Origin of the sequence: Alteromonas sp. CH_MED4-4, from assembly GCF_037029575.1 — a bacterium.
Taxonomy (GTDB): Bacteria; Pseudomonadota; Gammaproteobacteria; order Enterobacterales; family Alteromonadaceae; genus Alteromonas; species Alteromonas macleodii.
The window spans coordinates 161624-182850 of the sequence record NZ_JAYMEU010000001.1; the positions used below are offsets into that span (position 1 = coordinate 161624).

The following is a 21227-nucleotide window of genomic DNA, read 5'->3' on the forward strand; positions in this document are numbered from 1 at the left end:
GTGATTTACGCTTCTACTGTTTTGGCGACTGAGTCTCTCAGAATGATCTGATCTTTGCCCGCGTGCTTAGCTTCGTATAAGCGCGCATCAGCCACTTCTAACTGCGACTCCAAGCACTTGTGTTCCTCGGTACATACGCCGATACTGCACGTGATATTGAACTTGTGATTGGTAAAAATAGTAGAGCGCACTGCATCCATAAACGCTGAAAGCGCAGATAGATACACTTTAGGTGGCCTTACCGATACCACCGTAAATTCTTCACCCCCATAGCGCACAATAAGATCGTCGGGGAAGTAATCTTTTAACAATGCTGCAAATTCCTGCAATAACATGTCACCCGTTTTATGGCCGTAGGTATCGTTTACACTTTTGAAGTTGTCAGCATCGATCATAGACACAATGACATCCTTTCTCGACGCTTTATTGGCAAATAACTCCTCTGCTTTTTCGTAGAGAAAACGGCGATTGTATACCTTGGTTAGCGGGTCTAAGTTTGCTGAATTTCTAATGGTTTGAATCATTTCTTGTGATTCAAGGTTTTGCATAATTCTGCAGTAGAATTCTTCGTGATAAAACGGTTTGGACAGGAAGTCATTGGCGCCGCTTTTAATGAATTTCGAGGTCAACACGCTGTCGCCGTTTGCCGATAAACCGATAAATACCAAGTCTTGCATGCGTTTTTCGTGGCGTATTGCTTTAACCAGTTCATAACCGTCCATATTGGGCATACGGTGATCAGCAATAACCATTTTAATATCGCGGTGATTATCAAGCTCTTCTAACGCTTCTAAGCCATCGTTCGCTTCATGTACCTGAAATTGGAATTTGCGAAGTAATGAACAAATGTGATTTCGGCTCGTTCTAGAATCTTCCACCACCAACACTTTGGTAGTGAGATTCTTTCTTAAACGGTCTACAAGTTTAGACACTTGAAGGTATGAATAGCGAGACTCTTTTGTGATGTAATCCAGTACGCCCTGATCGAGTAACTGAGCACGGGTAAATTCGTCGAAATTTCCAGTAAGTACGATGGTTGGAACGTTGTAGGAAAGTGCAAGTTCAACGCTTTCGCCGTTGGGCGCGTCGGGAAGGTTTAAGTCGACGATGGCTGCCAAGTATTCGGTGTCACTCTCGAGGGCACTTTTAGCTTCCGCAAGATCTTCGCACAGATCACACGTAAAGTGAGGATTATCCTCAATAAGTTTGTTTACAATCTTTCGGACAGTGAGACTGTCTTCTACTACAAGAACTTTATACATGTGATCTACTCTCGGCACTTAGGCTTCGATAATAACCAATTATAGACAAAAAAGCCCTCAAAGAGAGGGCGTTTTATACTTATGTCTAAATAATTTTATTCTTATATAACATTGCGTTGTACTAACTTTGTTCAGCGGGAACACGCACGGAGCCTTCCATCAAAATACGTGCGCTTCTGCTCATTACAGCTTGCTTAATTTGCCACTTGTCGTCTTCAAACGTAGCTCTTGCTCCTACTCTAAGCGTTCCAGATGGATGCCCAAAAGTAACCGAGTCTCTTTCGTCGCCGCCAGCTGCGATATTTACAAGAGTGCCGGGTATCGCCGCAGCCGCTGCGATCGCGACTGCTGCCGTGCCCATCATAGCATGATGAAGTTTCCCCATAGACAGTGCGCGAACCAATACATCAATGTCTGAACCCAAAATATCTTTGCCACTGGAAGCTTGGTAACCTCTTGGAGGTGCAACGAACGCGACTTTTGGTGTGTGCTGCCTGTTTGCAGCTTCACCCACATCATTGATGAGCCCCATCTGAACCGCGCCGTGTGCACGAATTGCTTCGAACTTGGACAGCGCCTCGGAGTCGCTGTTTATATCATCCTGCAGTTCAGTGCCTGTGTAGCCAATATCTTCTGCGTTGATGAAAATAGTCGGAATACCCGCGTTTATCATGGTCGCCTGAAGTGAGCCTACGCCTGGAACTTCAAGTGTGTCGACTAATCGTCCTGTCGGGAAGATTGCCCCTTCACCGTCAGCTGGGTCAACAAAGGCTACTTCTACTTCTGCGGCAGGGAAGGTGACACCGTCTAGTTCAAAGTCGCCCGTTTCTTGTACTTCCCCGTTAGTCATTGGCACCTTAGCGATAATGGCTTTGTTGATATTGGCTTGCCAAATGTTGACGGTGGCAATGCCGTTTTCTGGTAATTTACTTCTATCCACTAGCCCATTGGTTATCGCAAATGCGCCTACGGCTGCCGTTAGGTTTCCGCAGTTTCCACTCCAGTCTACGAATGGCTTGTCTATGGCTACTTGACCAAATAGATAGTCGACATCGTAACCTTCACGTTCACTTTTGCTTAAGATAACGGTTTTGCTGGTACTTGATGTAGCACCGCCCATACCGTCGGTTTGTTTACCGTACGGATCGGGGCTGCCAATTACGCGCAGAAGCAGGGCATCGCGCGCCGGACCTGGCTTTTGCGCGGCTTCTGGCAAATCGGTTAAATTGAAAAACACACCCTTACTGGTACCGCCACGCATGTAGGTAGCCGGTACTCGAAGTTGTGGCGCATACTTTGTCATGTTTTTTCCCCTCAGCTAGCTTCAGCTTCTAAGAAGTCCTTGGCGAAGCGCTGTAATACACCGCCTGCGCTGTAAATAGAGACTTCTTCTGCGGTATCTAGGCGACAGGTTACTGGTACTTCTAGCTGCTCACCGTTTTGGCGGTTTACTACTAGCGTAAGCGTTGCCCCTGGTGACGGTTCGCCGCTTACGTCGTACGTTTCTGTGCCATCTAGCTCAAGGGTTTTACGTGTTGTGCCTGGTTTAAACTCAAGGGGTAATACGCCCATACCAATTAGATTAGTGCGGTGAATACGTTCGAAACCTTCAGCTACAATCACTTCAACACCCGCAAGGCGCACGCCCTTGGCTGCCCAGTCTCGTGACGAGCCCTGACCGTAGTCAGCGCCAGCAACAATAATCAGCGGCTGTCTGCGGTTCATGTAGGTTTCAATAGCTTCCCACATGCGCATAACTTGTCCTTCTGGCTCAACGCGCGCCAGTGAACCTTGCTTCACTTCACCGTTTTCCAGCACCATCTCGTTGAACACTTTCGGGTTCGCAAGGGTAGCGCGCTGTGCGGTTAAGTGGTCACCACGGTGTGTGGCATACGAGTTAAAGTCTTCTTCCGGTAAGCCCATTTTGTGGAGGTATTCACCTGCCGCGCTGCTGGCTAAAATAGCGTTTGAAGGCGACAAGTGATCGGTGGTGATGTTATCTCCCAAAATAGCCAGTGGACGCATACCTTTCATGGTGCGCTCAGCATCCATTGCGCCTTCCCAATAGGGCGGGCGACGAATGTAGGTGCTCATTTCACGCCAGTCATAAAGCGGGTTAATGTCTTTGCCGTAGTCCACGCTTAAATCGAACATTGGCTCGTACACTTTTCTGAAGTGCTCTGGTTTAACCGATTTCGCTACAATAGCGTCAATCTCTTCATCGCTTGGCCAAATATCTTTAAGCGTTACTGGGTTGCCTTCTTTGTCGGTGCCCAATATGCCTTTTTCAATATCAAAGCGCACGGTACCGGCGATGGCGTAAGCTACAACCAGTGGTGGCGATGCTAAGAATGCTTGCTTTGCGTAAGGGTGAATACGGCCGTCGAAGTTACGGTTACCCGACAATACAGCTGTTGAGTAAAGATCGCGGTCGATGATCTCTTGCTGAATTTGGGGGTCTAGCGCGCCGCTCATACCGTTACAGGTAGTACACGCAAAGGCAACCACGCCAAAGCCTAAATCTTCCAGCTCGCTCATCAGGTTAGCTTCTTCAAGATACAGCTTAACGGCCTTAGAGCCTGGTGCTAGTGAGCTCTTAACCCACGGCTTACGGGTTAAACCGCGCGCGTTGGCATTTCGAGCAAGTAAACCTGCAGCAATTACATTGCGTGGGTTAGATGTATTGGTACAACTTGTGATAGCCGCGATAATAACCGCGCCATCAGGCATTTTGCCTTCCTCCTCGGTCCACTTCGCTGCTATACCGCGACTTTCTAAATCGCTGGTAGGTAAACGTGCGTGTGGGTTAGAAGGGCCAGCCATGTTACGGCCAACAGCAGAAAGGTCGAACGTAAGCACCCGCTCATACTCGGCAGTTTCTAAATCATCAGCCCATAAACCTGTGTGCTTAGCATATTGCTCAACTAGTGCAATTTGCTTTTCCTCACGTCCTGTTAGGCGCAAGTAATCAATAGTTTGCTGGTCAATGTAGAACATGGCTGCAGTGGCACCGTATTCCGGTGTCATGTTCGAAATGGTTGCGCGGTCGCCAAGCGTTAGATGCGATGCACCTTCACCGTAGAATTCAAGATACGCAGAGACTACACGCTCTTTACGCAAGAATTCAGTTAATGCTAGTACGATGTCGGTTGCGGTAATGCCAGGCTGTGGTTTACCCGTTAGCTCAACACCTACAATGTCAGGCAAACGCATGTAAGACGCCCGGCCTAGCATAACGCTTTCCGCTTCAAGGCCGCCAACGCCTACGGCAATTACACCAAGTGCATCAACATGCGGCGTGTGGCTGTCGGTACCTACTAGTGTGTCTGGGAAGGCTACACCATCGCGAGCTTGAATAACCGGCGACATACGCTCCAAGTTGATTTGGTGCATAATGCCGTTACCCGGGGGAATAACATCCACGTTCTTAAATGCCGTTTTTGTCCAGTTGATAAAGTGGAAACGGTCGTCGTTACGTCTGTCTTCAATTGCACGGTTTTTTTCAAACGCGTCTTTCTCAAAACCAGCATGCTCTACAGCTAATGAGTGATCCACAATCAACTGTGTTGGAACTACGGGGTTAACCTTCGCCGGATCGCCGCCCTTTGCGGCAATAGCATCGCGAAGCCCCGCTAAGTCTACCAGTGCCGTTTGACCTAAAATGTCATGACACACTACGCGAGCAGGAAACCACGGAAAGTCCAAGTCGCGCTTGCGATAAATCAGCTGTTTAAGTGAGTCGGTAAGCATTTCAGGGGCGCATTTACGCACCAAGTTCTCAGCCAGTACACGAGAGGTGTAAGGCAGCTTGGCGTAGGCGCCAGGCTCAATAGCATCTACCGCTTCACGGGTATCGAAAAAATCGATACCCGCGTTAGGAAGCGGTTTACGGTAATCAATATTCATAAAACCCCAACCTTAATCTTAAGCGCGTTCGCTAATAGCTGGCACTGGGCGTAGTTCTTCGCCGGTATATTCTGCTGACGGACGAATAATACGGTTGTCAGCGCGCTGTTCCATAACGTGTGCCGCCCAACCAGTTAGACGAGACATTACGAAGATTGGCGTAAATAGCGGTGTAGGAATACCCATGAAGTTATACGCAGAGGCGTGGAAGAAATCGGCGTTACAGAAAAGCTTCTTCTCGCGCCACATCACTTCTTCACAGCGAACAGACACAGGGTAAAGTACGTCGTCACCCACATCAGCAGCCAGTTTTTCAGACCATTTCTTGATAATTTCGTTACGCGGGTCAGAGTCTGAGTAAATAGCATGGCCAAAGCCCATGATCTTCTCTTTGCGCTCAAGCATGCCCATCATTTTTTCTTCTGCGTCATCAGCAGAGGTAAAGCCCTCGATCATTTCCATGGCGGCTTCGTTAGCACCACCGTGAAGCGGGCCGCGAAGTGAGCCGATAGCACCCGTTACACAAGAATGCATATCAGATAAGGTTGAAGCGCAAACACGTGCAGTGAAGGTAGACGCGTTAAATTCATGCTCAGCATAAAGAATTAACGATACATGCATGACCTGTTCGTGAAGTTCACGCGGCTTTTCGCCGTGAAGCATGTGAAGGAAGTGACCTCCAATTGAGTCGTCATCGGTTTCAACGTCTACGCGCACGCCGTCGTGCGAGAAGCGGTACCAGTAACAAATGATACTTGGGAAGCAAGCTAACATGCGATCCGTAACATCTTGTTGCTGGTCGAAGCTGGTTTCCATTTCAAGGTTACCTAGCATTGAGCAGCCCGTGCGAAGTACGTCCATTGGGTGGGCATTTTTAGGAATGCGCTCTAGTACTTCTTTAAGCGCGGTAGGAAGACCGCGCATACCGCGAAGTTTTGCTTTATAAGCGTCTAGCTCAGACTGATTAGGTAGCTTGCCCTTAAGAATAAGATACGCCACTTCTTCAAATTGACAGTTTTGCGCTAAGTCTTTTACGTCGTAACCACGATACGTTAAACCAGAACCTGATTTACCTACGGTTGATAATGCTGTTTTGCCTGCAACTTGGCCGCGTAAACCCGCGCCACTTAACTGTTTAGCCATCTTGTTGTCTCCGGTCTTGTATAATTTGTAAGGTACTTTTTTAAAAATATAGAAATAAAAATCACATTGAACTCAGCAGGCGAGTGGGGTGCCTCGCACCTCACTCGCTTCCTGCTGTTTCGTATTCGTGTTAGTTCTTACCTTCTGCGAATAGAGCATCTAGTTTTTGCTCGTACTCGTGGTAGCCAAGATAATCGTACAGTTCCATGCGTGTCTGCATGCTGTCGACAACGGCTTTTTGGTCGCCGTTTTCAAGTATAGATTTGTACACCATTTCTGCTGCTTTATTCATCGCACGGAATGCACTTAGTGGGTAAAGCACCATGTCGGCACCCCATTCACCAAGCTCTTCTTTATTCCATAGTTCGGTTTTGCCGAACTCAGTGATATTGGCAAGGATCGGAACGTCTAGCGCTTCAGCAAATGCACGGTAATGTTCTTCGGTTTGCACTGCTTCGGCGAATATGCCGTCAGCACCTGCTGCAACATAGGCTTTTGCACGTTCAATGGCTTTGTCTAAACCTTCTTGTGCGAACGCGTCGGTGCGCGCCATAATGAAAAAGTCTGGGTCAGTTCTGGCGTCAACTGCAGCTTTTATGCGGTCTACCATTTCTTCTGTGCTAACAATTTCTTTGTTAGGACGGTGACCACAGCGCTTTTGCGCAACCTGGTCTTCCATATGAACTGCCGCCGCGCCTGCTTTTTCCATGTCGCGAATAGTTTTGGCAATGTTAAATGCGCCGCCCCAACCGGTGTCGATGTCTACCATTAGCGGAAGATCGCACGCGCTGGTAATGCGCTGAACGTCTGCAATCACATCATTAAGTGACGTCATGCCTAAGTCCGGTAGGCCGTAAGACGCATTCGCTACGCCTCCACCTGAAAGATAAATCGCTTGGTGCCCAATAGCCTTTGCCATCATGGCAGTATAGGCGTTAATGGTGCCGACAATTTGTAGCGGTTTGTTGTTCTCTAATGCGGTTCTGAATTTCTTTCCTGCACTCATGATAATCACTCGCTTATTTGAAAGTAGGGTAGAGGTGAATTAGGTGTGAAGAAGACTTATTGGTGTTAGCCATGATTAAGCTTCTTCTCAATATTATTTTTTGAATAAAGAATATGGCGACGCATTAGCATTTCAGCCAGTTCCTCGTCGCGATTGGCAATAGCGTTAACGATGTGTCTGTGTTCATCAAAGGCGGTACTTACGCGAGGGCCAGCCATACCGAGCTGTACGCGATACATACGAACAAGATGGTAAAGCCCGTCTACAAGTACGCTGATGAGATGATCGTTTTTACTGCCGGTTACAATTCTGTAGTGAAAGTCTACATCGCCGGCTTCTTGATAATAGCTCTGACCGTCTTTTACTTTATCGAAGTGGCTATCAAGCAACGCCTGCATGTCGGAAATTTCTTCATCGCTCATGTAGCGTGCAGCCAAGCGGGCGGCCATACCCTCTAATGCTTCGCGCACTTGGTATAGCTGAATAAGACCTTCGGGGGACAGTGCAACCACACGGGCACCCACGTTAGCTTTACGTTCCACCAAGTGACAGGTAGCGAGACGATTGATGGCTTCACGAATAACGGCGCGACTGACTTCATACTTTGTCGACAATTCCATTTCACTCAGCTTACTGCCTGCTGGAATGATACCCTCAACAATATCCTTTCTTAATTGAAAGAAAGTGCGGTCGGCATTGGTGATGGCTTGTTCGCTTTTTACTAACACTGTATAGAATCTTAAAATGACTAATGTCGACAATATATGCCCATTTTGGCGTTTTTTCAACCTTAAAAGGTTTGGATTGTCGACAACGAGAGTAAGATATTAGTCTGATAGTCTTGTTTAGAGGCCTGTGTTGACAGTTGTGCAATGGTTTAATGCGATACGCAAACAGAGCCATGTGTCAGCTTACGTCTATTAGGCGAACCTTGCGCAACCATATTGATAGCTACTGCCCGGACGGAGGAGGGAAATTGGTAACGAAAGTTACATACAGAGGTTCTGAGCTAAAGAATGATTCAAGCCAATGGTGATTTGTTTAAAGTTTGTCCATTTGGTCTAGGTCTTCTTTACTTTATTCGCTTAGGTGTTGTGAAGAGATAGAGTAAATTATCTTTATGATATCTAATTGTTTTTATGGAATTTATATATACTTTTTGTTTGATGCTTAACCTAACCAATTAGTCTAATTTTGAAGTCTTATTTTAGTAAAAGTGTAATATTTTACTTTGCAAGATCGTAATCTAACGGTAACATATCGTTCCAGTCTTCAAGCCTAAATTCTTCGTACTGAATTTTAGAGGGCTGGAAAAGTAAGTTCTACTTTTAAAGCAGAGTTTCATTGAAAGTAAGTTTGTAATGTTTTATTGCGACTTACTTTTTTATTGCCTGTAATCCAGTATAAGCACAAGGTTATGTGCGCCTCTTAAATTAGTGAGTTTAGTCTTTCAAAGTTCCAAAGAAGAACTTGAAGCGGCCTAAAAATATTATTACACCTAACACTCACGCAAAGGGGTTATACCATGAAAACCAATACTGACGTGTCTAAGGCACTCGCCAGTAAGCTTTCACCTGTCGCACTAGCAGTAGCGATGACCGTTCCAGCAATTTCAAATATTGCCGTTGCCCAAGAAGCAGAAGCAACTGAAGAGCAACAATTTGAAGCCATTACCGTTACCGCAACAAAACGCCCTCAAGTTATCTATGAAGTTCCAATTGCTATTAGCGCCTTCGATGGCGACAAGTTAGCTGACCAAGGTATTACTGACCTGACTGACGTTGGTAAATTCGTTCCAAACCTAAATGTTACTGGTTTCTCTGCCGGCCACACATCGTCTGTAAACCCATTTATTCGTGGTATTGGTCTTCAAGATCACCTAATCACAACCGATCCGGGTGTGAGTGTTTATGTAGACGGTGTTTATCTGGGCCGTCAGGTTGGTCAAAACTGGAGCCTAAATAATATTGAGCGTATTGAGGTACTTCGTGGCCCTCAAGGTACGCTATATGGTCGTAACTCGATTGGTGGTGCAATTAACATCATCACAAAAGAGCCAGACCAAGGTGATGCAACCAAAATCAACACTGAATTTGGTACACGTGGTCGCGTTAAAGCTGATCTTTTTGTTAACCACGGTCTTTCAGAAACCGTAGCGTTTAACATGAACCTGTCATTTAACAAGCGCGATGGTCTTGGTGAGTTCATCAACGTACCTAACGCCGAGTACGATGTTGGTGAGACTGAAGATGTTTCTGGCCGCGTTTCTCTTAAGTGGGAGCCATCAAATGACTTCCGCATGGTATTAACTGCAGATGCTAACAATGGCGACGGCGGTCTGCGTCCTTACACTGTGCTAATTGATGAAGTGGGTTCAGATCGCTATTTCGGTGGTCAGAATGGTGTTGGTGTACCGTTACGTAACACAGATGTGACACCTGAAGGCGCTGATATCTACGACAATGCAACAGGTACTGAAGCAGTAACTGGCGTGTCGAACGAAGCGCGTGGTCTTTCACTCACTACTGAGTGGGACATTAACGAAGACTACACTGCAAAGGTTGTTGCAAGCCAGCGTACATCTAAGTACAAAGCAGGTCTTGATGATGACGGTACAATTTACTCGTTAGATCAGTTCCCTGAGCGTGGCGAAGCCGATCAAACATCAATCGAACTTCAGCTTAACGGCTATATCAACGAATACACTGACTTTGTTGCTGGTGTTTACTACTTCAACGAAGAAGGTAGCAACCGTCAAGGTGACGACTCTAGTTTTGACGGTGGGGCTAACCTGCTAGAACTCGATCAAGAAACCACTTCAAAAGCGGTTTACGTTAACGTTCGCCGTGACTTAACTGATGAGCTTAGCCTTTCTGGTGGCCTTCGTTACACGAAAGATGAAAAAGAAGCATCAGCGAACGTATTTTCAGCACTTGGTACTATCTATGATTCAAATGATTGGGACGAAGTGACGTGGGAACTCGCCACTAACTACACATTTGAAAATGGCATGACAGGCTATGCGACAATTCAGTCTGGCTACCAGTCGGGTCAATTCCCAGCACGTCCTTACTGCCTAATTGGTGAGTTCTTCGGTGCAGGTGGCTTTGATGATATCGAAGGCGCTCAAGCGGCGGTTCGCGCAAATAACTGTTTTACGGCGTCTGACAATATTACTGCTACTAACTATGAAGTAGGTATTAAAGGTCGTGTGAATGATTACTTCGACATTAGCGTTGCAGTATTTAACACTGAGTTTGAAGATCTTCCTTACCAAGTAAGTCGCGTGAGCGAAGGTGGTTTCGACACCGCAAACCTTGTGGTAGAGCAAACATCTCGTGGTGTTGAAGCTGATGCTACGTTTACCTATGGCAACTTCAGCATGATGACCAGCGTTGGTTATATGGATGTTGATGTTGAAGAGCAAGATGGATTCAATCCTGTAGCGCCACTTACTCCAGACCTAACCCTTGCAATTGGTCCGCAGTATACCTTTGAGCTTGATGGTGGTGATTCAATTCGCGTACGTGCAGATTACTCATATCGTGCAGAAATGTATGGTGAGCCTACTTCAGCACCTGAGCGTATGACTAAACTTGATAGCCGTGAGCTTGTTAACTTCGACATCGCTTATACGCCAGCGAATGATGCGTATACTGTTGCACTTTACGGTCGCAATATTTTTGATGAGCGTTACGACAATGCACGCTTGAATACAGGTGACTACATCCTGCAAATTCTAAGCAACGACGCAAGCGAGTTTGGTGTTAGGTTCTCAACTGAATTCTAATAGCTACAACGAGTTACAATTATAAAGCCAGTCTAAAGACTGGCTTTTTTTTGCTTATTTTTTCTTGTTTTATCTTCATTATTAGCATAGTTTTAAAACTGTTCTAAAAATGCCCAGCAACTATTTATGAAAGTGAAAGCACTTTACGGTATTGGTTTTCTTGTTGTTAATATGCTTTTGTCAGGGTGTACCTACACGGTGTATTTACCCGACGATGAAGATATAAACGCGAAGAAAAACGGCAAGGTTGCAGTTGCTAAACCTGAATTTGGTAACCAATGTCGTTATAGCGGAAACGGTGAGTATGGCGCGTGCCCAATGTCAAATAGTGAAATGGTTGGAACATCGTGTTCTTGTCCAACACCTTCAGGGCAGATTATGGGAACGGTGTCGAAATAGAAGACGTGCTTTTGTAGTAAGTAGGGCCTTTCAATCATACGGAGATGGAGCGTGGGATTGTTTACCAGTTTTAAAAAATTGCGGTTAGAAAAAAAGTTTAAGAAAAACGAATGGGTAATCATTCAACCTATTCCGTTCGCTCAATTTGAACAACTTATCGTAGACCATGTAGACGGAGGTTGGGAAATAGAAGATGACTATGAACGGCTCGCTGAAACGACCGCTAAGTGGCAGTGTGAATTACGCAAAGGTACGAGTATTTTAACCTGCGTATGGACTGCTAAACAGCAAGGTATCGTATACGGTCCCGAACGCGTGCTTACCGGTTTGTCTGAAAAGCTAAATATACCGACGTCTACAGCAATTGCTACGACGTGGTTTTAAGCCTTTATTATAGCCAACCTTTTTGTTTAGCTATGCGAGCAGCATCTACGCGGTTGGTCGCATCGAGCTTTGAAATAGCCTCTGAGAGGTAATTTCTTACCGTACCTTCAGATAAAAACAGTGATTGAGCAATGCCTTGGGTTTTAAGCCCTTCTGAAGCAAGTTTTAGTGCGGACATTTCTTTTTGCGACAGTGGATTGTTGTCGTCAAGAGCCATGATGGCGAGCTCAGTCGAAATTACCTTTTCTCCCGCAGAGACTTTGTGAATGGCATCTATCAGGTAGTCGCTGTCAGACTCTTTCAATATAAAACCCTTAACCCCTAAACTTAATGCACGCTTGATGTAGCCTGGTTTAGAAAAGGTAGTCATTAACACCACCTTGGTATTGAGACTTTGCTTTGCAATGTGGGCGGCTAGATCTAGCCCTGAAACCAGCGGCATTTCAATATCGCTCAAAATAATGTGTGGTGCAGGGTTATCATTTAAATAATCAATGGCTTCCTTTCCATTACTGCACTTTTCAACAATGGTTAAGTCGTCTTCTAATGACAGAAGCATGGCAATGGCATCGCGAACCAGCGACTGATCTTCAACAATCAAAATAGTAGTTGGCGCTTTTGAGTTCATAGGGAAGCCTTATGTGACAAAGCTTGCTCGGCAGTAAGCTGAACCCTGACAATAGGGTGGGGAAGGAAAGAAATGTCCACATCCGCATGAATAGACGCCGCGCGTTCTCTAATTCCCATTAATCCGTTTCCTTCTTTAATTGATGCGGTGTTCTCAACTACGCCATGATCTTTATAGGTCATTTTCACGGTTTGCTCATTAACTTCAAGACCAAGGGATACCGCGTTACCGTTTGAATAGCGTAAGGTATTGGTTGTCAGCTCTTTGATAATAAGCGCAAGCTGGCTTTCTTGTTTAGCGCTTAAACGTGCTTCAGCGCCGCCTTCAATATCGGTTGTAACATTAAAGCCGTTTTCTTCTAACAGTGATTTGTCTTTTGCTATTTCATCGCTAAGAGAAAGCTGCTTGATATCTGACACTGCTTGACGAATATCACTCAGTAGCGCTTGAGAAAGCTGTGCCAGCGCTTTCACCTCGCGATGCGCGTCTTCAATCTTATCTTTGCTTATGAGTTTATCGGCCAGTTGTGCCTTTAACGAAATAGAGCTGAGTGCGTGACCCGCAACATCATGTAAGTCTCTGCCTATTCGCTCACGTTCAGCGATCGCAGACAATACTCGTAGTGCTTCGGCTTGCTGGCTCTCTTTCAGACTATGGAGCGTTTCTTTGCGCTCCATAACACCAAACCCGAATAGCACTAAGCTGTTGAGCAACGAAGCACTTAAAAGAAAATGTGCGTTATTAAATACGGTAATGTGCAGTGACACGAGTACCAGCATCATCACGCCTATGCTCATTATGCCTGTCTTGAGCGAATTGTAATAACCTACGATAAAAGCAATAAAGCCGATAATGGTTGCGCCACCAGGGTTTTGAAAGCTGCAAGCTACAGAAAGTAGAAACATGAGTAGCAAATAAGTGGGCAGTGTTTTAACAGGCTGGTTTATGGCTTTAATGTAAAGAATGACAAAGCTAAGGTATCCCAGGGTTTGAAGCACCCATGTTTCGATGGGAAGAGGACGGGAAATAATAAGTGGAACAAAAAAGAACAGTGAAAAAAACAAGCTTCCGTGAGACCAGCGCTTTTTCCGTCCACTTGCCAAAAGGGGCATGTCAGGCGCGGCGCTCTCGTTTTTGACGGCAGGCACCGCGCTGTTACTATCTTGTATGCTTTTATTGCTGAGCATTGTGAGTACTTCGTCCCTACTGAAATACAACGGCAGACTTGCTAGTAATTAGCAGCGTACCAGAGATAATCAACATAATACCCAGCACGGCATAAATGTCGAAAGTTTGTTTCCAAAATACCACCGAAGCAGCGGTGATAAGTGCGATTCCCATGCCCGACCAAATGGCGTAGGCGACCCCAATTCCCATATTCTTTAAGACCATGGCAAACAGCATTCCAGATATCGCGTAGAAAAAGATAGCGCCGTACCCAAAAGCCCATTTCTCCCATCCGTTCGACATTTTAAGCAGCATGGTAGCGGTAACTTCGGTGATAACTGCAACTGCTAAAAGTAAATAAGTCATAGTGCATTCCTTTTTAATTAAAGTGAAATTAGTTAGATTTGATTGATTGAAAACGGCGTTCAAGGGTGATTAATGACACAATGTAGACAGCGACAATCACAGCCGATATTGCCTCTACCCGTGCATCGGGAAACAAGTACCAGGCGGCGACAATGCCGAAGGTTCTGGTTAGCGTGTGAAAGTAGCCTATCCAGTGTTCGATAGCCCATGATAAAGGCATCCACATCAGGCCTGCGAGAATGCCAATACTCAATGGAACGGTGGTGTGGTCGATGGCTGCAACGGGAAGCGCAATGGCAAATACCATTAGGCTCATGATCATGCCAACGAAGAAAAGACGGTCAAAACTGTTCTTTGCCGCCTTCTTGGCAAAAAATCGCTCACCGGTGAGGTAGGAAAGACCTGCACCGAGGTAGAAGATGGCACCTGTGCCGATATACAGCAACCAGGTTATGGTTAATTCAGATACAAAGGGAGCGCTGATACCAAGTAGAGCCCAAACAACAGTGCCTGCCAGCGGCATGGCAATGAATCGGTTCTTTTTAAAATCTTCCCGCTGCTGTTCCAATGGGATGGAAGCATTTTGAACGGGAGTTATTGATGAAGCGTGAGATACTTGTTCCATGAGCTTTACCTGATGTAGTAATGTCTATAGGTAAAGTATGCCGAGGTACCTCAGATTGCGTTAGTCACAAACGTCACCAATCGCGTATGACAATTGTCATCAGTTCACTTAATGAAGCCTATTAACTAAGTCTGTCGTGCTTTTTTCGCTTTTCGTTTGTTTAACACTGAATCACCATCTTCCTTAGACAGCATTAAGCTATCGTAAATGCTGACAAGTGCTACTGCAGCCATAAACATCATAGATAGCGTAAACGTTTGTAGGTTTGGCATATTGGCGCTTTGTCCAAGAATGAATGCTGCAGCAGCGATAGCAAGCGCAGAAAGGGTAATGCCAAGACCGCGGTTCATTTGCATTAAAATGGCGCCTAGCGTGTTTGCATCTCGCATTTTATTGGGGGGGACGTCGGCAAAAGCAATGGTGTTTATTAACGTTAAGTGCATTGAGCGAGTAATACCGTTAACAAATAAAATAACGGCAATAGTAAATGACGATGTGGAGTGATTTATCATCGCGAGCGCCACAAAACCAAGGGCGATGAGCACGCCGTTTACTACAAGCACGCGTTTGAAGCCGAAGGTATTCATGATCCACGTTGTCGCTGGCTTTATCGCTAAGTTTCCAGCAAACAGCCACAGCAACAGTGAGCCGGCTTCTACAGGTGAGTAACCTAATCCAAGCTGGAGCATGAGTGGCACAAGAAACGGTGCACTGCCAAGTGCGACACGCATAACAGAGCCGCCAAACACAGTAAGCCGGAAGGTTTTGTGTTGCATCGCATCGAAAGAAAATAGTGGGTTCTTGGCCGTTTTTACGTGTTTGACTGCCAATACCATGAGTACTAAGCCAATAGCGATGATGCCAAGTGGTCGAATAAGCTTGTCGCTGGTACTCGCTAAAAACTCGATCCCCGCCATAAACAGCGCAAAGCCGATACCGGTGAGCAAAAAGCCTTTAATATCGAACTTACCTACATTGCTTTTGATGTTTTTAAGGAGATACAGTGATGCGATGATAGCGATTATGCCCAGTGGAATATTCATATAAAAAATCCACTGCCAGCTGAAATGAGTGGCGATGTAACCGCCTAGCACAGGACCTAGTAGCGGTGCGCTTAACGCAGGCCAGGTTATAATGGCCACGGTTTTTACCAGCTTTTCCTTTGGCAAGTCCCGCAGAACCACTAATCTTCCCACGGGAACCATCATTGCCCCGCCTAAACCTTGAAGAATGCGAGACAAGGTAAATTCGAATAAGCTGGTACTCAGACCACAAAGCACCGAGGCAAAAGTGAATACGGCAATCGCTGCTACAAATATAGTGCGTGCGCCAAATTTATCGGCTGCGTAACCACTTAATGGAATAAAGAGTGTTACGGCTACCAAGTATGCCGATACACCAATAGATAAGTGGGCTGCCGGCACATTGAAGTCGGCAGCAATGACAGGTAACGCCGTGGTGATAACCGTGGCGTCTAAAATTTCCATAAAGAGTGCCCCTGCAACCAAAAGGGCAGTGGCGAACTCTCTATTGAACAATTTCAAAGGCTCTAACTACGCGCGCGACACCCGTAATATTACGAGCAATATCTACAGCGGCTGTGGCTTCTAAATTGGTTAACCGACCCATCAGGAATACTTCTGAATCTTGAACCACTACCTTAACTTGTAGAGCAGGCACTCGTTCGTCTGCCACAATTTTAGTACGCACTTTTGACGCTAACCACAGGTCGTTGGCTTGTGTGCCTGCACCTATCGCCTCGCCAATTCTAATTTGGTTGTGAATTTTTTTGATATAGCTTACTTCTTGGGCGCGGCGCACAGCTTCGTCAACTAAGCCTTGGTTTGGCGCTTGCCCGGTTAGCAACGCTACACCGTTATAAACATCCACTTGCAGGTTAGCCTGCTCTTTAAGCGCATCGCTTTTCGACCATTGATACGACACCGCAGCATCGGCATTTTGGTCATCAAGCTGCGTGCCCACAGTACGTCTGTCATTAGCCACTTTCGCAGCCATGGCGCCTGCAGCTCCAACGGCCACTACACACCCTTGTAATGTAAGAATTAGGGCTAATAAAGAACCCAGTAGTCCCAAATTTTTCACTTGTGTCCTCTTTACTACTCGTCGCCGTGATCGGCAGGGAATAAGCTGTCGTCAATGCATTCACATAAATTGTGAATTACCAGTAAATGAACTTCTTGAATACGCGAAGTGCGGTTTGACGGTACGCGAATTTCAACATCATGTTCACTTAAGAAGCCCGCCATTTCACCTCCGTCTTTGCCAGTAAGCGCGACAATGGTCATATCGCGAGATAATGCCGCTTCCATCGCTGCTATGACGTTACGAGAGTTACCGCTGGTTGAAATAGCCAACAGTATATCTCCGGGTTGGCCGAGCGCCCGTACTTGCTTCGCAAATATTTCTTCGAAGTTATAGTCATTCGCAATAGACGTCAGGGTTGAGGTGTCTGTGCTTAATGCGATTGCCGGTAAGCTGGGACGGTCGCGCTCGTAGCGATTGAGCATGTTGGAAGCAAAATGTTGCGCATCACCTGCAGACCCGCCATTACCACAGCTCAGTACTTTATTACCTCTAATTAAGGCTTCAACGATCATGTACGCCGCTTTCTCAATATGCTCTGGCAATATTTCCGATGCCGCTATTTTGGTTTGTATGCTCTCGGTAAAATTCGCTTTTATCTGTTCAATCATGTGTCATCTCTTTGTTTTCACCACACGGCAGACCATTTAGTGAAATTTTTTGCGCTGCATTACAGCGCCTTGATTTTTGTAATGGCCAGTATCTGAAAGTCAGAGGTTTAAACGGTGGCCTCAGCGCGAGAGAAAAACAGCCTAACGTTTATCGCTCGCGATAATCAACTCGCATTTACTATTGAAGCGTGCGAAAAAACTCAACCAGGTTTCTAGCTTCATCTTCAACCTTAAAATTTTTCACAACGTGTTCGCGTCCGGCTTTGCCCATTTCTGCGAGTTTGTCCATATCCGAAAGCAGCAAATCCATCTTTTCTGTGACAGCTTGCTGGTCTTTGGTAGGAACAATATACCCATCAACGCCTGGCCTGATGATGTCTTCCCATGCGCCCGCCTGAGTAGCTAATACCGCAGCCCCAGCACTCATGGCTTCAGGTACAGTTAATCCAAACCCTTCGTTATAGCTAAGTGCACTTACTAATGACAGTGCACTGAAGATTCTAGGAATTTGCTCAAACGGCAATTCACCGGTGAAAACAATTCGGTCAGTTAACCCGGCTCTAGAAACTTTTTCTTTAAGCTCGTTTACAAATTCTTGGTTACTCGAGGATATGGCACCTACAACTACTGCGTTCACGTCAGGGTATTTGGGCAATACTTTAATGCACGCTTCAACAAATAGATGAACGCCTTTTTGCTCTCTAACTCTGCCCAGAATACCAATGCCGTACTTGCCGCCGTAGCCTAATGCTTGCCATGCTTCTTGCTTGTTTTCTGCTGGCGTGTAGTTGTCTATTTGCACACCGTGTAGATTTATCTTGGCGGGGGGCTTATTTAGATATTTTGCAGAGCGATTACTCATTGCAATAACCGCATCCATTTTATTGCTTAACCACACCGTAGAAGCCGAACGCTTTCGCTGAGCGGCAGAGCTAAATACAAGCTTTATCTTGGCGCGAAACACGTATTTGAGGATCACACCCTGAATCATCTCGTCAACGCGACGTGCATGAAAAATTCGCCACTTACCATTACTAAGCGGGCGTCGACACATTTTTGCGACCTCCCAAAAAGTAATAGTCATTGATGGGTCTGGAACAAAATGCTTGCCCATTATCCGCAAATTAATCATATGCTTCTGTAGCGATGTTACTTGCAGCATCGTAGACGTTACGCCAGAAAAATTAGAGCTGGAGTTGCCGACTATTAGCTCTATTTCTTGGTTATCAACGCTGCTGGACGAAACCTTGTTGTTGGGATGACTCATTATTTGTGGGAACCTAAGAAACTTTCATCAAACCGATGAAGGGTTGCAAATCATAAGATAAAACAAACGGAATACTTCTGACATAAAGACATTTTCATCAATATCGGCCGCGCTCATCGTTGGCGCACGCTTCTAGTCCTCTTTGGGGAACATCAGTTTAAAAGCTGGATATTGTCAGTCTTTAGCCCACGTTCTTCAACCACTGAAGGTTGTCTCCGTCTATGGCAACAACGTCTATTCGCAGAGAAGTAGACGCTGGATTTAAGCCATTATCTAACAAATAGAAATCAAACGCAGCTTGAATTCGCTGGAGCTTTTTGGCAGTCACAAAATCTAGAGCACTGCCAAACTGATTTCGTCTTCGGTATTTAACTTCAACGCACACTATGGTGCTGCCGTCTTGCATTACAATGTCGAGCTCGCCACGCCGAGTGTGGTAATTTCGACATCGAAGAATAAGGCCTTGTTCCATCAGATATTTACAGGCCTTGTCTTCTGCTGCACTCCCTTGCAGTGTTGACATAATTTTACTCCGAAAGCATTTGAACTTTTTCGTTACGAATAATTGCCTGAGGCTGTTTGCGTATTACTTCACCTTGTTGATTAAGGGAAAGTGTACCCGTTAACCCTTCGTGTGAAAGATATTTCAGCGTGTTAAGCATGCCTAGCTGAGGCAACAACTGATAGGCATCAAAACCGAACGCAAATAAACGTTTTTGCATAGTATTTTGATTTTGCCAAGCCTGTTCAACCTCCTGCTGAAGAGGTTGCCAACTATGTGAAGGCATTAACCAAGGCATGTCGATAAAGTGCACATTCTGCAGGTCACGCCATTGGTTTTTCCCGCTGTCGTAATCCATTGAACGAGAGGTGGCATACACGGGGACTTGTTTGCCATCGTATGGGTTTAAGCTCGCTTCGATAATGGGGTTAAGCAGTTCTGTGTCTTGAGGTGAGGCAAATGCAACAATGGCATCAATATCACGCCTACTGCGAGGCATGTTGTACACTTCATCATTTGTCATGTACTCAATTTGATTGATACGCTCGTTGCTTTGCGCCACATCTAGCGCCTGTGTAATTCCCTCTCGAAGTGAATTACTGTCGTTAAACGATACCGACGTTATGTTGGCTCGCTGCTTGTTTTCCTGATTGTTGAGTATTCGCCAGTGCTTTTTAAAGGTGTCGTCCATTCGCTGGTACAGACTGCTTTGTGCGGCAATAACGATAGGCGCACGATATCCTTTATTAAAGATAAATTCAGCAAGCTGCTTTGCTTCATCTTCTGGTGCTAGCCCGTAATAATTCAGCGAGGTAGGCAAGCCTAATGAGTGGAGTTCATTTTGTGTGTCATCACCTGCGAGACCTGTACCAGAGGCAAGAGCATCATCGGCTATCGCCGGATTTGACGATCCTGTTGCCAACCCTTTAGCAGACGCATTGTCTGGCAATTCGTCAGGCCTGTTTAATGCAAGTACGTTCACACCAAGCGGCAAACTGGGAATTAAACGTTCAACAGTGTCTTTTAAAAGAGGGCCAATGATGAACTTGGTATCGCCAATTTCGCTGAGTAAATGCTGTGTATCTACTTCGTTGGTGTCGATAAAACGAAGACGAGGTAGAAGGTGTTCATCTTGGCGCTTTTCAACATCGGTGTAATAAGCCGCCATGATGCCATTTTTAACGACTTGTCCTGTGCGAGCTAACCTGCCAGAAAGTGGTAGTAAAACCGCAATATCGTTGGCGCCAGCATCGGTAAGCTGGGTTGCTTCAATTACATTTTCAGGCAAAGCGTTTTCTAGTACATGACCGCGATAAACCTGCTTAAATTGCTGCAGGCTTTTGGCTAATTTTTCCGGTGACGACGCGTTTTCTTCGGTTAGTTCGCGAAGAGTAATGAAAGGAGACAGATCGGGATAAGCACTGCCCACTGAATCAAGTGACGATGCAGGAATGGAGGTAATCCACTGCCAAACTTGTTGCACTTTTTCATCGTCAGTAAGATTGGTTTTTAATACGCTATTCGCTGCCGCAGCCAGGTTGCCTTGCTGCGTGAAGAGCTGGGTTTGAAGCTCCGCTTTTTGGAATGCGGTTTCGCCTGTACCGGTTACGCCATCCAACATAGCCAGTAATTCTTCTGCCGAGGCATCAGGCATTCCCGCATAGGCTTTGGTTACCAGAAGGGAGTAATAAGATTGATTTATCCCTGAAATTCCGTCTTCTTTTACCTCATATAGCACTTGCTGAGCCAAAACGGGCTGTTGATTTTGAAGGTACAGGTCAGCCGCTTGCAGCAACAGCGTATCGCGCTGTTCTTTGTTGCGAGTGCGCTCCCATACTTTTTTTGCTTCAAGGAGTTTGTGCTCAGGTGTGACGTTATCTTCAACCTGTGTTGTTTCAATTGGGGTAGGTTGTACTACCGCAGGCTTTGACTGGGTTTTAGGTGTACTTCCACAGCCCGTTAGCACCAATACAGAAGCGACGGCTGATAGCGTAAAGATTTTTCCAGCTTGTCCAATATGACGCACAGTTTCATTCCTTTTACATCGTTATAGGCCAAGTTTATCTTA

19 protein-coding genes are annotated in these 21227 nt (G+C 45.8%); 3 read left to right on the forward strand and 16 right to left on the reverse strand.

Annotated elements, in window-relative coordinates:
• Window positions 1–5: 5 nt before the first annotated feature.
• The 6 genes from WA381_RS00695 to WA381_RS00720 all read right to left on the reverse strand — a co-directional run bounded on the left by WA381_RS00695 (window position 6) and on the right by WA381_RS00720 (window position 8045).
• Window positions 6–1262 (reverse strand): response regulator, encoded by a 1257-nt coding sequence (locus WA381_RS00695; protein ID WP_014950537.1) that lies wholly within the window; start codon window positions 1260–1262, stop codon window positions 6–8.
• 121 nt (window positions 1263–1383) lie between these two features.
• Window positions 1384–2565, reverse strand: a complete 1182-nt coding sequence (gene prpF / locus WA381_RS00700) for a 2-methylaconitate cis-trans isomerase PrpF (protein WP_101565673.1) — start codon at window positions 2563–2565, stop codon at window positions 1384–1386.
• An 11-nt stretch (window positions 2566–2576) separates the two neighbouring features.
• Window positions 2577–5168 (reverse strand): Fe/S-dependent 2-methylisocitrate dehydratase AcnD, encoded by a 2592-nt coding sequence (gene acnD / locus WA381_RS00705; protein WP_156086851.1) that lies wholly within the window; start codon window positions 5166–5168, stop codon window positions 2577–2579.
• A gap of 18 nt (window positions 5169–5186) precedes the next feature.
• Window positions 5187–6311, reverse strand: coding sequence for a bifunctional 2-methylcitrate synthase/citrate synthase (gene prpC, locus WA381_RS00710; protein WP_156086850.1), 1125 nt, complete (start codon window positions 6309–6311; stop codon window positions 5187–5189).
• Window positions 6312–6441: 130 nt separating this feature from the next.
• Window positions 6442–7317 carry a methylisocitrate lyase gene (gene prpB / locus WA381_RS00715; protein WP_014950533.1) on the reverse strand — a complete coding sequence of 292 codons (876 nt, stop codon included), beginning with the start codon at window positions 7315–7317 and terminating at the stop codon, window positions 6442–6444.
• A 65-nt stretch (window positions 7318–7382) separates the two neighbouring features.
• A complete protein-coding gene (locus WA381_RS00720; protein ID WP_156086849.1) occupies window positions 7383–8045 on the reverse strand; it encodes a GntR family transcriptional regulator in 663 nt (220 codons plus the stop codon).
• Between the two features lie 797 nt (window positions 8046–8842).
• Here WA381_RS00720 and WA381_RS00725 point away from each other — a divergent pair.
• From WA381_RS00725 to WA381_RS00735, 3 genes are all read left to right on the forward strand, one after another.
• Complete coding sequence (locus WA381_RS00725) at window positions 8843–11107, forward strand: TonB-dependent receptor (protein ID WP_156086848.1); 2265 nt, start codon at window positions 8843–8845, stop codon at window positions 11105–11107.
• A 126-nt stretch (window positions 11108–11233) separates the two neighbouring features.
• Window positions 11234–11506 (forward strand): hypothetical protein, encoded by a 273-nt coding sequence (locus WA381_RS00730; RefSeq protein ID WP_156086847.1) that lies wholly within the window; start codon window positions 11234–11236, stop codon window positions 11504–11506.
• A gap of 51 nt (window positions 11507–11557) precedes the next feature.
• Window positions 11558–11890: a hypothetical protein gene (locus WA381_RS00735; RefSeq protein ID WP_156086846.1), complete on the forward strand. Its 333-nt coding sequence runs from the start codon at window positions 11558–11560 to the stop codon at window positions 11888–11890.
• 7 nt (window positions 11891–11897) lie between these two features.
• Here the strand turns inward: WA381_RS00735 and WA381_RS00740 are convergent, their stop codons facing one another.
• The 10 genes from WA381_RS00740 to WA381_RS00785 all read right to left on the reverse strand — a co-directional run bounded on the left by WA381_RS00740 (window position 11898) and on the right by WA381_RS00785 (window position 21185).
• Window positions 11898–12518, reverse strand: a complete 621-nt coding sequence (locus tag WA381_RS00740; RefSeq protein WP_049589067.1) for a response regulator transcription factor — start codon at window positions 12516–12518, stop codon at window positions 11898–11900.
• Complete coding sequence (locus tag WA381_RS00745) at window positions 12515–13705, reverse strand: sensor histidine kinase (RefSeq protein WP_131137585.1); 1191 nt, start codon at window positions 13703–13705, stop codon at window positions 12515–12517. Before WA381_RS00745 ends, WA381_RS00740 begins: the two co-directional genes overlap by 4 nt.
• 16 nt (window positions 13706–13721) lie before the next feature.
• Entirely contained in the window at window positions 13722–14051 is a 330-nt protein-coding gene (locus WA381_RS00750) for a DMT family transporter (protein ID WP_014950526.1), read from the reverse strand.
• A gap of 28 nt (window positions 14052–14079) precedes the next feature.
• The gene (locus WA381_RS00755) at window positions 14080–14676 is read right to left on the reverse strand and encodes a DUF7010 family protein (protein ID WP_075176855.1); all 597 of its coding nucleotides are present in this window, start codon (window positions 14674–14676) and stop codon (window positions 14080–14082) included.
• 125 nt (window positions 14677–14801) lie between these two features.
• Window positions 14802–16184: an MFS transporter gene (locus WA381_RS00760; protein WP_336132262.1), complete on the reverse strand. Its 1383-nt coding sequence runs from the start codon at window positions 16182–16184 to the stop codon at window positions 14802–14804.
• 19 nt (window positions 16185–16203) lie between these two features.
• Window positions 16204–16779, reverse strand: coding sequence for a BON domain-containing protein (locus WA381_RS00765; protein WP_014950523.1), 576 nt, complete (start codon window positions 16777–16779; stop codon window positions 16204–16206).
• 14 nt (window positions 16780–16793) lie between these two features.
• Complete coding sequence (locus tag WA381_RS00770; RefSeq protein ID WP_014950522.1) at window positions 16794–17390, reverse strand: phosphoheptose isomerase; 597 nt, start codon at window positions 17388–17390, stop codon at window positions 16794–16796.
• A 178-nt stretch (window positions 17391–17568) separates the two neighbouring features.
• Window positions 17569–18657: a glycosyltransferase family 4 protein gene (locus WA381_RS00775; protein ID WP_039226230.1), complete on the reverse strand. Its 1089-nt coding sequence runs from the start codon at window positions 18655–18657 to the stop codon at window positions 17569–17571.
• Between the two features lie 181 nt (window positions 18658–18838).
• Window positions 18839–19180, reverse strand: coding sequence for a YraN family protein (locus WA381_RS00780; protein WP_061486452.1), 342 nt, complete (start codon window positions 19178–19180; stop codon window positions 18839–18841).
• Window positions 19181–19184: 4 nt separating this feature from the next.
• Window positions 19185–21185: a penicillin-binding protein activator gene (locus WA381_RS00785; RefSeq protein WP_156086844.1), complete on the reverse strand. Its 2001-nt coding sequence runs from the start codon at window positions 21183–21185 to the stop codon at window positions 19185–19187.
• Window positions 21186–21227 lie beyond the last annotated feature (42 nt).